This window comes from Niallia sp. FSL R7-0648 (assembly GCF_038007005.1).
In the GTDB taxonomy this organism is placed as follows: Bacteria; Bacillota; Bacilli; order Bacillales; family Cytobacillaceae; genus Niallia; species Niallia circulans.
This window is the reverse complement of record NZ_JBBOWE010000001.1, coordinates 561,010-575,399: the sequence shown is the minus strand read 5'-3', so window position 1 is coordinate 575,399 and position 14,390 is coordinate 561,010. Positions and strand designations below refer to the sequence as shown.

At 33.3% G+C, this 14,390-nt stretch carries 15 protein-coding genes, 1 pseudogene and 1 riboswitch; of the genes and pseudogenes, 4 read left to right on the top strand and 12 right to left on the bottom strand.

Going from position 1 to position 14,390, the window contains the following annotated elements; genetic code table 11:
* Positions 1 to 140 precede the first annotated feature (140 nt).
* The 6 genes and pseudogenes from NSQ89_RS02820 to NSQ89_RS02790 form a co-directional block, all read right to left on the bottom strand.
* Complete coding sequence (locus tag NSQ89_RS02820) at positions 141 to 1,145, bottom strand: DUF3231 family protein (RefSeq protein ID WP_341132219.1); 1,005 nt, start codon at positions 1,143 to 1,145, stop codon at positions 141 to 143.
* A gap of 1,231 nt (positions 1,146 to 2,376) precedes the next feature.
* Positions 2,377 to 2,564: pseudogene (locus NSQ89_RS02810) on the bottom strand (IS1595 family transposase); the annotation flags it as partial.
* Positions 2,565 to 2,575: 11 nt separating this feature from the next.
* Positions 2,576 to 3,001 (bottom strand): YvaD family protein, encoded by a 426-nt coding sequence (locus tag NSQ89_RS02805; RefSeq protein ID WP_341132218.1) that lies wholly within the window; start codon positions 2,999 to 3,001, stop codon positions 2,576 to 2,578.
* Between the two features lie 142 nt (positions 3,002 to 3,143).
* Positions 3,144 to 3,500: a DMT family transporter gene (locus tag NSQ89_RS02800; RefSeq protein WP_047942879.1), complete on the bottom strand. Its 357-nt coding sequence runs from the start codon at positions 3,498 to 3,500 to the stop codon at positions 3,144 to 3,146.
* Position 3,501: 1 nt separating this feature from the next.
* Positions 3,502 to 4,056 carry a TetR/AcrR family transcriptional regulator gene (locus tag NSQ89_RS02795; RefSeq protein ID WP_341132217.1) on the bottom strand — a complete coding sequence of 185 codons (555 nt, stop codon included), beginning with the start codon at positions 4,054 to 4,056 and terminating at the stop codon, positions 3,502 to 3,504.
* Positions 4,057 to 4,522: 466 nt separating this feature from the next.
* A complete protein-coding gene (locus NSQ89_RS02790; protein ID WP_047942737.1) occupies positions 4,523 to 5,404 on the bottom strand; it encodes a LysR family transcriptional regulator in 882 nt (293 codons plus the stop codon).
* Positions 5,405 to 5,514: 110 nt separating this feature from the next.
* Between NSQ89_RS02790 and NSQ89_RS02785 the strand changes: the two genes are divergently transcribed.
* Positions 5,515 to 6,264: a tautomerase family protein gene (locus NSQ89_RS02785; protein ID WP_341132216.1), complete on the top strand. Its 750-nt coding sequence runs from the start codon at positions 5,515 to 5,517 to the stop codon at positions 6,262 to 6,264.
* A gap of 294 nt (positions 6,265 to 6,558) precedes the next feature.
* Here the strand turns inward: NSQ89_RS02785 and NSQ89_RS02780 are convergent, their stop codons facing one another.
* The 4 genes from NSQ89_RS02780 to NSQ89_RS02765 all read right to left on the bottom strand — a co-directional run bounded on the left by NSQ89_RS02780 (position 6,559) and on the right by NSQ89_RS02765 (position 10,659).
* Positions 6,559 to 7,356, bottom strand: coding sequence for an aminoglycoside adenylyltransferase domain-containing protein (locus NSQ89_RS02780; protein ID WP_341132215.1), 798 nt, complete (start codon positions 7,354 to 7,356; stop codon positions 6,559 to 6,561).
* Positions 7,357 to 7,601: 245 nt separating this feature from the next.
* Complete coding sequence (locus tag NSQ89_RS02775; RefSeq protein ID WP_341132214.1) at positions 7,602 to 8,897, bottom strand: NCS2 family permease; 1,296 nt, start codon at positions 8,895 to 8,897, stop codon at positions 7,602 to 7,604.
* Positions 8,898 to 9,049: 152 nt separating this feature from the next.
* A riboswitch (purine riboswitch) is annotated at positions 9,050 to 9,151 on the bottom strand.
* Positions 9,152 to 9,297: 146 nt separating this feature from the next.
* Entirely contained in the window at positions 9,298 to 9,630 is a 333-nt protein-coding gene (locus NSQ89_RS02770) for a DUF3889 domain-containing protein (protein WP_123259062.1), read from the bottom strand.
* A 24-nt stretch (positions 9,631 to 9,654) separates the two neighbouring features.
* Positions 9,655 to 10,659, bottom strand: a complete 1,005-nt coding sequence (locus NSQ89_RS02765; protein ID WP_341132213.1) for a M14 family zinc carboxypeptidase — start codon at positions 10,657 to 10,659, stop codon at positions 9,655 to 9,657.
* Positions 10,660 to 10,864: 205 nt separating this feature from the next.
* On the opposite strand from NSQ89_RS02765, the gene NSQ89_RS02760 reads away from it, so the two are divergent.
* Complete coding sequence (locus NSQ89_RS02760) at positions 10,865 to 11,110, top strand: YhdB family protein (RefSeq protein ID WP_061797721.1); 246 nt, start codon at positions 10,865 to 10,867, stop codon at positions 11,108 to 11,110.
* Between the two features lie 78 nt (positions 11,111 to 11,188).
* Here NSQ89_RS02760 and NSQ89_RS02755 read toward each other — a convergent pair whose 3' ends face one another.
* The gene (locus NSQ89_RS02755; protein ID WP_095258745.1) at positions 11,189 to 12,727 is read right to left on the bottom strand and encodes a bifunctional GNAT family N-acetyltransferase/carbon-nitrogen hydrolase family protein; all 1,539 of its coding nucleotides are present in this window, start codon (positions 12,725 to 12,727) and stop codon (positions 11,189 to 11,191) included.
* 213 nt (positions 12,728 to 12,940) lie between these two features.
* Here NSQ89_RS02755 and NSQ89_RS02750 point away from each other — a divergent pair, with 213 nt between their 5' ends.
* Together NSQ89_RS02750 and NSQ89_RS02745 are read left to right on the top strand one after the other, a co-directional pair.
* Positions 12,941 to 13,387, top strand: a complete 447-nt coding sequence (locus NSQ89_RS02750; protein ID WP_095258744.1) for a disulfide oxidoreductase — start codon at positions 12,941 to 12,943, stop codon at positions 13,385 to 13,387.
* A complete protein-coding gene (locus NSQ89_RS02745; RefSeq protein ID WP_061797731.1) occupies positions 13,384 to 13,857 on the top strand; it encodes a thioredoxin family protein in 474 nt (157 codons plus the stop codon). The genes NSQ89_RS02750 and NSQ89_RS02745 overlap by 4 nt, the downstream gene beginning before the upstream one ends.
* A gap of 99 nt (positions 13,858 to 13,956) precedes the next feature.
* Here NSQ89_RS02745 and NSQ89_RS02740 read toward each other — a convergent pair whose 3' ends face one another.
* Positions 13,957 to 14,364, bottom strand: a complete 408-nt coding sequence (locus tag NSQ89_RS02740) for a DUF5365 family protein (protein ID WP_144581069.1) — start codon at positions 14,362 to 14,364, stop codon at positions 13,957 to 13,959.
* Positions 14,365 to 14,390 lie beyond the last annotated feature (26 nt).

Below are 14,390 nucleotides of genomic sequence, written 5' to 3'. Positions count from 1 at the left end.
CTATCCTCAATTTGCAGATTTATTTCTTATAATATCATAAAAAGTTTTGTACTAAATGCCCCGTTAGTCCAATAAGGAAAAATGATGCAGCTTACATTAACAAAAGCGTTGTTGAACTGAGATCAACAACGCTCCTGGTTTTAATATCCCCCTAATTCTTTTCTATTTGGGGCATGTGGTGGTTCCTCCATCCATCCCCTGTCCATTAAAATATCAGCCCCATCCTTTCCAAACTTCAAAATTTCAGGAATTAATTTCAAATATTCAGTAGACAGGTCAATTCGTGATGTGATAGATAATGCATGCCCAATATAGGTCAACCCTTGCGTATTAAGCGTGGTTACAAGGTTCATAATTAACCTTTCCGAAAATGGAGATATAGTAGAGGTTGAAACTTCGGTATTAATCATGATAGTGCCAAGTAAATCATCTTTAATTAAGGCATCATTCAGAAAGCGTATTTGTTTTTTAGCTAACTCTTTTCCTTTAATTAAATAATTTTTTATCTCTTTATCTTTTACAACTTGAATAAAAGCTGTGAGTAAGATTAAACCAAAATAGTTCCTTTCAATGTTAAAAAACATTTCAGAAATTTCAATTACATTTAGTGGCCGTTTTGGTTCAATAAATTTAGACAGTAGGCCTTCTTTAGTAACAAACTCGACTGAATCAGGATATGGAATCATTGTTGGTCTATCATATATTCCTTTAGATAGCATCAGATCAACTGATTTATTATAAAGGTCTAATGAAGAAGTCAAACAATTAGAGAAAAAAGTTCTAATATCTTCTCTTGCAACATTAGAAAGCTGAATACTATAGTTCATTAAACCTATCCGACTCATACCATAGATATAGCTTACTGAAAATAAATCAAAAAACAAAGGTGGTGCTGTGAGGTCAAGATCATCATCTGAAAATCCCTTTGGAATAGGGAAGCCTTCACTTTTAAATATGCTTTCTATTTCTTCTATATGTTTATTAGATATATCTAAAGTTAGTTGAATTAGAGGGTTAACATCTGTGTAGTTCGAATGATGTAAGAAATGCTTTGTAAGACAGATAGACAAGCTATCAGATATATAAGTTCCCCATAAACCTGCAATTTCAGTTGATGATAAGCCTACTGAATGTTTTGGCTCCATTGAAAATCTCCTTTTCAATAAAATTTTTTCTAATTTAAGTATGCTCAGTTCAAAGCTATATATACCGTGAGATCGAGTTGCCATAACATCATTCCTGTTCTGCCAACTATACACTTCTTTCAAATAGTAAGCATTAATCATGTAAATGAGCTGAATAATAACAGTATATCTACTGATTTAAAGATCGTTTCTTTCTGCCGCATGTAAAAGACAACAACCCTCACAGTTAACAAAAGTTTATGGAAATCCATCCCTTTAAAAATATGGTTTCGGCCCTCTGCCTAACTGTCTATGCTTAAAGATAACTTTACTCCTCCAAGCCCCTCTATATGGATACCACGAACAATTGCATAATTTGTTCAACATTTTCTTGAGTACTCCGTCTTTATATAGTGAACTGACTTTCAGAATTAATAAACTGGAATAAAGAGACTCTAAAATAAGCGATGGAAACTAGGTGCCTAGAATGGAAAGAACCAACTCAATCTCGAGTTGGATTATATAATAATGCAGATAGCGCAAAAACTGTTCAAATGATAATCGATACAATAAAAAAAGAGAGAAAATGGTCGGGAAATACATGTGAAAAGAGGTTTTTTATTAACTCGCTAGAAGCTCTGGAATCCCGGTATAGCCACGAGCTTTCAAAACCATAAAAAGATGCTTTCCTTCATTCAGGAAAGCATCTTTTAGCACAATAATAAAAGTGTTTTTAATCAAAGATTTTTAATTAAGCCTCTGTTAAAGCTTAATGTTGATATTAATAGAAATAACGGAAGTTCCATAAAAATGGAACTTCTATTTGATTTTATTGTCTTATTGAACTAACGCACCCAATCGTTGAATAACCTAACTACCATCTTTCTCTAATTTCTTTTATGACAACTTCTGGATTATCCCAATGTAACATATGAGAAATATTAGGTACTAAATTTACAGTTGCTCCTGTTTTTTGTGCAAAGATGCCTGAAGTTATATCCCTATACGTATCTTGTGACTTAGGAAGGGTTGCACGGAGTAATAAGATATTTAAGTTATTAGGGAGTTTTTCATAGTACATACCTTTAATAATGTTACCAGCACTTTCTTAGGATAATTAAGTATATAGAATAAAGAAACAAAACTTCCCCAAGAATGAGATAAAAACTGACCCATAGTTGAATAAAAGAAAAGCCCTTTATACAGTAAGCTTAAATAATCTAAGTTTATCATATGTTTCTGCATTTGGAATTTAATTCCCTTTTACTATCATATCGTTCATAGTGACTTCATTTTGCTGATGATGATTGCTCTCTAACACTTGAAACCACGCAAAAAGTTGTTCAGATACGTGGTCGCCACGCCGTTAAAAAGCTGTATCCAACCTTTCAGTCTTCGGTGGTAGTTGTTGACGTTCTTGATGTGATATAGACCCTTGGTGTAGGTATTAATTACACTGTATCTACTTTACAAGGCAACTCTTTAGAAGTTGATTTGTCACTATTAATAAAAAAGGGAATAAATAACAGTGGGTAAATCATTAAATACAAATTTACTGCCCACCAGCTTATATCAAACTCTAAACTAAATCCCCAAAATGCAATAGCCTGCAAACCCGAACAAAAGGTCAGCACTAATGAAATTAAGGCATACGGCTTCCATTTTGCACTTGTTTTCTTATATAAGTATAAGCTATAGAGCCCTGTTGCTGAGATGAAAATATCTAAAGGAAAAAACGACCAGTTCCAAGCAATAATAATGGGATTATCATAATCCTTAAAGGCCCATTCTATAGGAATAAGACTGAAATATGTAATAATCCAATATATGATAAAGCCTATATCGGTGACGAGAAAAAAAGGCTTTAAATATTTCATTAACAAAATCCTTTCTTATTTAAATATTTCTTTACTGCTGAAATAAGACCAAATGTAGTCACAGTTAAAATAAACAATTATAAGAGTTCATTCCTACAGGTAATAGAAGTAAAATAGGATAAAATTTGAATAACTAGTATGACTACTCGCTCATCTGAGACTTGTGATCAGATGCTTCACTATGATCGACAGTAAAGTTAAGAGTTACAACGCCGATTATAATAAGAAAAATCGCAGTAATTTTCACAAGACTTAAACTCTCATTAAAATAATATACTCCAATAATTGAAATAATTAGGATTCCTATACCTGACCAGATTGCATAAGCCACAGAGATTTCGATCGTCTTTAATGCCAACGTTAAAAATACTAAACTGTTTAGATAGAAGAATATTAATAAAATACTTGGTAATAACTTTGTTAAGCCTTCAGATAATTTCATACTTGTTGTACCAGCAACCTCAAATACTATTGCCAAACATAAATATAGCCAAGAAATATTAATCACCTTCCTTATATTTCGAAATGCCATTCAACAATATATCCATAACTGCTTCTAATTTTTCTTTAATTGTTAATGAGCTTTGCGAAGCATAAATTTGATTAATAGCACCTAGATACAACTCAATAAAGATATCTAGATTAATATCTCGAAGGTTTCCTTGTTTTATCCCTTGCTTCATCAAAGTAAGAACAGTTGACCATTCTTCTCTTAGGAAAATATCTAATTTCTCCCATTGTTGAAAATGGTGCTTTTTTAAATCGGACAATAAGCGAATATCCATAATCCCGAACTCTTCAGGAGTACTACAAAGGATAAGTTTAATCTTATTTAACACATTTGTATTCTCATCCATAACAATCTCTTGTTCATTTTGCTTTATACTATGAATAAGTTTTTCGATAATCTCGTCAACAATCTGATCTTTTGAAGAAAAGTATTGATAAATTGTTCGTTTGCTTGTTCCTAAATTAGCAGCTAACTCACTCACTGTAAAACTAAATCCTTTTACTTGAATCAATCTAATTGTTTCATCAATAATTCTATTATGCAAAAACAGACCTCCTACCAATACGAATGAAACTCATTCGGTTTTATTGGTACCAGTATAGTATAATATCTAAAATTGCACAATAGTTTTTGTTATAAAATGTAATAATGACAGATACTCGAACTCTATTTCCGGAATGAGAGGCGCTGCATTATTTAGTCAAATAAATAAACAAGAACTTCTACTTATGAATGATTCTGAGCCAGCGTCTTCATAGAACAATTTCAATCGTACAATCCACCTTCAGTTAAAAACTATCTTAATAGCTAATCAAATTTGATCATTAAAAGAAACCATCAAATATTAGATGGTCCCTTGTTCATATTTGCAATTATTATCCCTTGAATATATAAAGAACAGTTATTTATCATGTACGGATTTCTTTATTTGTTAATAAAGAAATACCTTAAAAAATACTAATTATCTCATCATATTAAGTGAATGATTATCTTTAAACGCACCTCTCCCTTTATTTAACTCTTGAAAGGCTTTCTATTAAGTAGTTTAAAAGTAATTGTTTGGAAGAAGTCATGTTATCATACCTCAAATTTCTCATAATACCTATCTTAATATCTGAATTGTTAATCTCTACATCTAATTTTTTACAGTTGTCGGGAATAGGCATGGAAGAGACAATTACGCCTATTGCTCCATCTATTGATATAATAAACTGTGGGATTATCGATAATTGGCTAATTGTATAGCAAAAGGGCTTTTTAGAAATAGTTAGTAATTCTTTTTCTAACTTTAACTGATAAATGCAGTTCTTTCCTCCTGTAACAATTGGATAATCGCACAGCTCTTCTAAGCTGTACATTCTACTTTTATTAGCGAAAGGGTGTATATTGGAGACTATAAATGCTAGCTTCTCTTCATATAAAGATTCAAATGTGTATGGAAACTGTCCAGCAATTTCTGCACATATGGCAAAGTCTATTTCATTTTTCTCCAGAGCTGCTGCTAAAGAATTTGTATTTCCTACAACAAAGTTGCAAACGATTTTAGGCTTTTCCCTACTAAATCGAGCTAGAATACTTGGTACTATATTCGTTATTGAGTCAATAATCCCTATATTAATAGTTCCAACTTCTTCTTTTTGTATTGCCTTTGCCTGCTCCGTAACAAACTTCCAATGGTTGATAAGATCATCAACTTCTTCCGCAAATATTTTCCCAGCAGGTGTTAACTCAGCCTCCCATCCTCTATAAAAAAGGCTAATTCCCAATTCCTTTTCTAATCTTTGAATTTGATTCGTAATTGTTGATTGTGCATAATGCAGTGATTCTGCAGCTTTTGAAAATGTCCCTTGTCTTAGTATCGTTTGAAAAGTAATTAGTTCTTTTAAATCCATTATCTTCCCTCTTCATCGAAATTATCGAATTATGTTATTTAATTAATTCAATTATATAGATCAAGAGTTATAAACTACAATGATATTAATAAGATAGAGGAGGATATAATATGCCATTTATTAAAATTAGTTATCTTGAAGAGCAATATAATAAGAAGGAATTACAATTTATTAGTACACAAATAATGAATTCTCTAATCAAAGAATTTAATGTCCCAGATGATGATTTTTTTCAAGTATTTGATTCACACAAAAAAGAACAGTTCCATTTCAATTCCCACTATTTAATCAATGCCAAAAGAACTAAAAAACTTTTGTATATTCAAATTACATGCGGAATAGGCAGAACTATTGAGCAAAAGAGGAATCTATACCATACACTAACTGATAATCTTAGTGAAAAAAATATTGTCACTAAAGAAAATGTTTTTATCATTCTTAATGAGACTCCATTGGAAAATTGGTCATTTGGTATGGGAGAAGCACAGATGGTTACTAATTGGAACGCTGCTACTACCATAATAAAAGAAAATCATTTATCTAAGAAAGAAATAAAATCAAATATTAGAAGTACGCTAGGAGATTTAGCTCCTGCATTTGTAGACTATACTGAAAGTGTGCTTTTCGGTGATTTATGGAAGAGAAAAAACTTATCGATGCGAGATAGAAGTCTAATTACGCTTTCTTCCTTAATTACAGCAGGTAACATAGAACAATTACCATTTCATATCAATTTAGCGATGGAAAATAAAATCAAAGAAGATGAAATAATCGAGTTAATTACGCACCTTGCCTTCTATACTGGTTGGCCTAAGGCAGCTTCTGCACTGGATGCAGCCAAAAAAGTATTTTCATCATAATCTGTATTGGCTAAAAGTGTGTTGAGCATAGTTCAACACACTTTTACTGTAAACATTCTATTTTATAAAAAAGCCATACTTATTTTATCTATTTTGCTAGATTGATTATTTGTAAGATTCTCCATTGGAAATTATAATCCTGCTACCAATTAGCTCTTATCAATAACGTAACTTAATAGTTTTTTTTATAGCTAAAGTTCCCCATTCTTTTCCTATGTATCCAAAGATATTTTCATTTTGTATAACATAATCGAAGATGCTTGATTAGCAGTTAATTTCCCATATAAACATCCGTTAGTTTAATAGTTTTTGAACCTTATCGGCAATATAATCTCTTAATGAGATAAGTTCGTCTTTCTCAAAAGTCTTAGTACCATTTCCATTTTTATAAGAATCGACGACTTTACGAATGATGGTCCTTACATTCTTCGGAAATGTTTTAAGCCCCCAATTACCAGCTTCTTGCTTGGAGGAAACGACTCCTTCTTTAAGAAACCAAAATACTCTTATTAAATTTAACGAACAATAAATGGGGTCTTTTTCGATATTTTCCAAACAATCGTAATAGTCACCTAGTATGGACGATATATAATCTGCGCTTGGAACTAAAGGAAATACTTCCTTTATAGGTTTACCTTCTACACAAATGCCTCTTTGATAAGTAATCGTTAAATGAGCTGCTAAATCGGCATCTGAATGAATGTCACTATTTAGATACTGATAGGTACCATTTAACAAATCTCTTTCGAAGCGTTCTCTCCAAAACTCACTATAATGGAAGTCAAATGCAGATGGATGCTGCCAATGCCGTAATTGATCCGTATTTAGAAAACTTATTTCAATGGGATATGGAGAATTGGAATAACCTAATAAGAACCGCGCTAATTTTCTTTTATCTTCTACTTCTAATGACTGATGCGTAATAACCAAAGCATCCACATCGCTGCTTTTAGGATTAAATCCTCCCATAGCCAAAGAACCATGTATATAAAAACCAAGGTAATTGTCTTTTATAATTTCCTTCATACTTTTGTTTAGATGAAAGACAAAATCCTTCACTTCTGAAGAACATGTTTTCCAAACATCCCCCATCTTTCTCCCCCCTGTTTTTACTCCGTTACCAATATGCTTATTTGTTAAAAATAGTAATTTTAGTTAATATTAATACTAACTATCGCCAATGTAAACATTTACAACTATCATATTGCTGTTCTGTGGGGAAATAAGAATATCGTACAAAAAAAGGATAGATAGAGCGAATTCCTTCCACTCTTCTATCCTTTTTCTTTCAATGCATATACTGTATGATATTTTATCATCCTTCCCTACTTAAAGCTTCACACGATAAAAGCAAAGTATAAAATAAGTAACAAGCAAAGTACATACATAATTGGATGAACTTCTTTATAACGCTTTTGTGATACTAAACATATTGGATAAAAAACAAATCCTAATCCAATCCCGATTGCCACACTAGAAGTAAGAGGCATCATAATAATTGTTAAAAAGGATGGAATGACAATTTCTAACTTCGTCCAGTCTATTCTCCTAATTTCCATGGCCATTAATGCCCCTACCACAATTAATGCAGCAGCTGTAACTTCCACTGAAATAACGGCAACAAGTGGTGAAAAGAACAATGCGATTACAAAACAAGCTGCAATGACGACAGACGTAAAGCCTGTTCTTCCTCCGACAGCAATACCTGCCGAAGATTCAACACTCGTTGCAGGTGTCGATGTGCCTAAAATAGCCCCAATGGCACCGGCAGCAGAATCGGCAAGCAGCCCTTTACCGATATTAGGAATCTTATTATCCTTCATCATTCCAGCTTGACTAGTTAAGGCAATTAATGCACCTGCAGTATCAAAGAAGGCAACAATTAAAAAGGTAAAGATAACTGTCAGTATTTCTGGCGTAAAAATCTCATCTAAATGAGAAAATACAACACCAAATGTTGGTTTAAGGCTTGGTATATCTCCAACAACCGAAGAAGGAACTTCTATTAATCCAAAAATCATTCCCACAATCGTAGTAATGACCATGCCATAAAAAATCCCGCCGTTAATGCCGCGTACTAACATAACAATTGTAATGACAAGACCTATAATTGCCAGCAGGGTCATAGGGGACGTTAAATCACCAATCGAGACAAATGTATCTGGATTGCCAATAATAATTCCGCCATTTTTCAACCCAATAAACGTAATGAAAAATCCAATTCCAGCAGCGATTGCATGCTTTAAACTCGCTGGAATGATATTAATGATCTTCTCGCGGATTTTCATTAAACTTAATAACATAAAAATGATTCCTGCAACAAAAACACCCGTTAAAGCGACCTGCCATTCTATTCCCATTCCAATACATACAGAAAAAGTGAAGAACGAATTCAGGCCCATACTAGGTGCAATTGCGATTGGAAAGTTAGCAAGTAAACCTATAAGTAATGTTCCGATAATCGCCGTGAGCGCAGTTGCTGTGAATACAGCACCGCTATCCATTCCGGATTGGCTTAAGATAATTGGATTTACAACTAATATATATGCTATCGATAGGAAAGTTGTTATTCCTGCAAGTGTTTCCTGCGCATAAGAAGTGTTCCGTTCTGCAAATTTAAAAAAGTCTCTCATGTTGTAGTCTCCTATTTGCTAAATTATAGATCGATAGGGAGTGATTCTAAGATTAGTTTTACCACTAATTCATTTTATTTTCCCATTAGATAATAAAAAAAACTTTGACCCTTATTTGGTCAAAGCTTTTCTACAAAACGGAATAAAAATGTTATAAAATTCCCATTCCTTGTAGACAAGCTATTTATTGGTAGCTGGTAGAAACTTTCAAGCCATATTCTTGAATTTATACAAGGTCTATCTATTCTTTTTAAAAACAATAGGAGAATGATAACAAGATTAATTTATTATGTCAATAGTATAAATTGGAATAGAATTGTCTAGTAACAAATGCAAAATACTGAGAATTGAAAGCAAACCAACTCGGAAAAAGCCATAAAAAAGACCATTTCGGTCTTTTTTATGGCTTTGCTTCTTCTACTACTAAGGAGATGAATTTATCATTTTTTGTATTATGATTCACCGCAACAATAACTGTTTTTTCCTTTCCACCCTCTTTTACAAGAAATTGAAAGGAATCTTGTTCTTCTTGCGGAGATATTTTTTTGCGTCCTAAATATTTATAATCAGTAACAGACTCTTCTGGATAATCTGCCTTTACTACAGCCATTGCAACAGACCCAAATTTCTTATAATCTAACTCTTGGACAGCTAAATGATGGGATGGAAACATAAATGCCATAACTAATACTGATATGGTAACAATAAGAACGGATAAAGATTTAGTCTTCATATTTACCTCCAATGTTTTTTCTTATTATGAGTCTCCCAGCATTTTTTTATGTATCGCATCTATTTTTTTGGCTTCCTCAATCAGCGTTCTGGGAATGGTTTTATTTCTGGCCCATTCTTTAGAAAAGTTTGTCAAGGAAGGGTGGCGCTCATCTACCAATGGACATATTTCAATTGTATATGCGGGTAAATGATAGGTCGTAATAAACCAATCTGTAAATCCACCCCCTACGGCGTCTTTAGGTGGAACCCCAAGCTTGTACCCAGTTTCTTTTGCAAGAACTTCTGCAATCATCCGATCTCTGTCCTCATTCACTCCATTATTATATTGCCAAAAAATCTCCTGACCAGAAGAATGGTAAGCAACCGCAATCGTTGGTTTTATTTTTTCTGTTAACTCGACAATGGCTTGTACCTCTTTTGCTTCAAATGGAGCTTTCCCTTTATAATTTTTATAAAAAGGTTCTTTTTTGGAATCCTTTATATACTCCCATCCAGCAGGATATTGTCGATTTAGATCCACTCCTAGCCCATTACTTTTCCAACGCGTAAAATCATTTAGGCCGCCATTCATCTTCTTTATTTTTCTTTTCGAGAAAAACGGAAATTTGTTGATTTTCCCCTGTTGAATGGTGACTCCATCTGGATTGATCATCGGTACAATCCAAATCGAATAGGAACCAAGAAAATTGTCTCCATTCTTTATTGTCCTTGCAATATCCTCTGCCATTTTCATGGTTAATAAAGAAGTAATCCATTCCCTTCCATGATGTGCACCTGACAAAAGGATACTTTTCTTTCCTGTCCCTATTTGGATCGCATAAATTTTTCGGCCAAATTCTGATTTCCCAATCGCATGGACTTGGAGCTGTTTCTTATATTTACTTTTTAAAATCCAGACATCGTCTTGAAAGTTTTCATATGTATACACTTCACTCGCATCTACAACTGATTTCGCGTAGGACTCCTTTGTATTTACACAAAGAAAGACTGAAATTGCAGTTAAAATAATAATAAGTCGCCTTTTCATAATAACCCCTTTTTTCTTTATATTGTGGATATGCAGGAGTCCTTATTCATATTGCGTTGAATTTATCTTCAATGAAGCCATAAGAATTTATACAGGTAAAAATAGAAAATCCTTTGAAATCAATATAGCCAACTTTTAGTGGGTAACATTCTTACCTTTATCCATATAATATAATCATCTCCTTCCCACAAAAGGAGGCATTAAGATGAACAAAACAGATTATGATCGAGCCCTATACTATACTCATCGATCAGAGTGGGATAATCTTCTCATATTGATGGTAAGAACCCATGATAACTTTCTCTCAAAAAAAATTGAACAATTTCTGCATGCCTACAACTTTGAACATGATTATTCTGTCATAGAAAAACATTTATATTCCTTATTACGCTACATCGATCACGCCAACGATTTAGCCGAAGAAGAATGGATTCACACAACTACCATGTAATAGATAGAATCCCACCAAAAAACCACGACTCTTCTGTCGTGGTTTTTACCTTTTCATTCATATTACATCTATGATTGATTACTTTTTATATTCAATTCGGTATACATCAAAGCGTCTATCTTTTAATTGGCGGACTGTTCCTCTTTGTCGCTGTCTTCTTAGTATTTCTAAATCTACATCCCCGATCATAACCATTTCTATATTAGGGTTTGTTTCCCCAACAATCCCATCTCGGGCAAATTCAAAATCAGATGGCGCAAAGATAGCCGATTGGGCATATTGAATATCCATATTTTCTGTTTGCGGTAAATTCCCGACAGTCCCAGCAATCACCGTGTAAACCTGGTTTTCTACAGCTCGAGCTTGTGCACAATAGCGTACACGTAAATAGCCTTGACGATCTTCTGTACAAAACGGGGTAAAAATAATTTTTGCCCCCATATCTGTTGCAATCCGGGCTAGTTCTGGAAATTCAATATCATAGCAAATTTGAATCGCAATTTTCCCACAATCTGTATCAAAAACCCTAATGGCATCTCCTCGTCTTATTCCCCACCATTTCCGCTCATTCGGCGTTATATGTAATTTATATTGTTTTTCAATCGTACCATCACGTCTAAAAAGATAAGCAATATTATAAATTTCTTCATCATCTTCTTTTACAAAATGAGAACCACCGATAATATTAATATTATATCGAATCGCTAAATTAGTAAAAAGCTCAATATACTGCTCTGTGTATTCTGTAACCTTTCTAATAGCCGTACTTGGAACACGTTCATCTAAAAACGACATTAATTGCGATGTAAGCAATTCAGGGAACACAACAAAATCCGATTCCGCATTGGAAGCTACATCTGTATAATACTCTACTTGATTGGCAAAATCCTCAAAGCTCTTTATTTGTCTCATCTTATATTGAACAACGCAAATTCGCACAGGATAGCTGCTTTTGAAAAAACGTTTGGATTTTGGCATGTATTCCACATTGTTCCATTCCATAATCGTTGCATAGCTTTTCGACTGTGCATCATCTGGTAAGTAATTAGGGTTAATCCGCATTAACGTGAAACCATTTAGTAATTGAAAGGACAGTACTGGATCATATATTTTATGATGCAAAACTTCTTGAACATATTCTCTTGCTGTCATTTGATCTTCATATTTATAATAATTTGGAATTCTGCCGCCAATGATTATACTTTGTAAATTTAACTGACGCACTAACTCTTTTCTTGCTTCATAAAGACGATGTCCTATTTTCATTCTTCGGTATTCTGGATCTACCATGACTTCAATTCCATAAAGATTATAGCCATGGGGGTTATGATTTGTGATATATCCGCCGTCTGTCACTTCATCCCACGTATGGCGGGCATCATATTCGTCAAAATTTATAATTAAGCTAGAGCATGATCCAATAATTTCCCCATCATATTCTGCAACAAATTGTCCCTCTTGGAAAATCTCAATATGGCTTCTTAATTGATCCTTTGTCCAAGGATCCATGCCTGGAAAGCACTCCGCTTGAAGCTTCATGATTTTATCAATATCCTGGTATTCTGTGTTTCGGATAATGAGTTTTTTTTCAAATTTCGATAAATCCAATTTTGGCATATTATTTTACTCCCTTTATGTATGATCTTCTTAACCCATACTCTTACATTTTATTTACTATTTCTACATTTCCCCATTTTTTTTAGATATAATCTCTCTCCTTTTGGAATTCTAGTTTGTTTACATCAATTCCGTTTACCTTTATACTTTTTCTATAGTGAAAATATTCCTATCAATTTTTAGAATTCAATAAACACAATAAAGGAGAATCGTATGAAAGAAGAAACAAAGCAAAAGGACTCCCGGGAAAACATTTTATATTTAGCATGGATTGCAGCTGTCCTCAGTATGTTTGGCAGTCTCTACTTTTCTGAAATTAGAGACTTTATTCCATGTACTTTGTGTTGGTATCAGCGGATCTTAATGTACCCGTTTGTGATTATTTTAGGAATTGCGGTAATCCGAAAAGATTATAAAATCAGCTTTTATACCATGATTCTTTCTGGGATTGGCGCATGTATTTCCATTTATCACTACTCCATCCAAAAGTTAGCTAGCATCTTTGAAACATCATCAGCCTGCGGACCAGTTTCTTGCACAGGTGAATACATAAATTGGTTAGGATTTATCACGATCCCTTTTATGGCACTAATTGGATTTATTATTATCTTTACTTGCAGCATTATTATTTGGAAAAAAACAAAGGAGATGAATCAATGAAAAAAATTCTGTTTTTTCTGGTCTTTATTATTATTTTATTTGCTGGGGTAGCTTTTCTATCTCATATGAAAAAGGAAAAAGCTGTGGAAGGCAATCTCTATAAGAAAGCAGATTTGAGGCCAGCTACAGTCGAATTATTAGATAATCCGAATTACCAAAATATCATCCTTCCTGATGAACTCGAGGAAAAATTAAAAACAGAGGAAGACGTGACAGTTTATTTCTTTAGCTCTGAATGTCAATATTGCTTAAAAACTACTCCTGAATTAATGCCGCTTGCAAAAGAATTAAATGTATCTATTGATCAATATAATTTATTGGAATTTCAAGAAGGCTGGGATAAATACAATATCGAATCAACTCCAACCATTGTTCAATACAAAAATGGAAAAGAAGTAAGCAGAACTATCGGCTACAACGAACCTGCAGTCTTTAAACAATGGCTCGAAAAATATAGTGTAAAAAAATAAAGTCGTTAAAAATTGTATCCAAAAAGGCCATCGTCTTTCAATTGACTGTGATGGCCTTTTGTCTTTCCTAAGAATAAGGAATAGGAAAATTAGAAAAAATTATAGTAAGTATGAATTGTTCGCCTCTGCATACATACTAAAATTCGCTTGATCGCAGGAATCCCCGTTGCTGCTGGATTTAAAATTATCTAAATCGAATGGAAAGAATATGTCCAATTCCTCGAGAATATGGACATTTTTTGCAAAAAGATGTTTATATTTATGCTTATTCTCTGGATCTTCCAATATATTCACAAGGGTTTGAAGACTGGCAATTACTTGATAAGCTGTTTTTAATGTGCTTAATAACTGTGCTTTTTCCGGAGTAATAGTTAGAACCTTTAAGCGCTCGAATTGATTAATTTCCTCATCTGAAAAATAGAAAGGAAAAACCTTTGAATAAAAGGTTTGAATCAACTCATCAATTCTTTCCTCTTGGGTTTGGGTTGATGCAAAAACGACTTTCATAAAACGAAACACCCTCTTTATTTCTA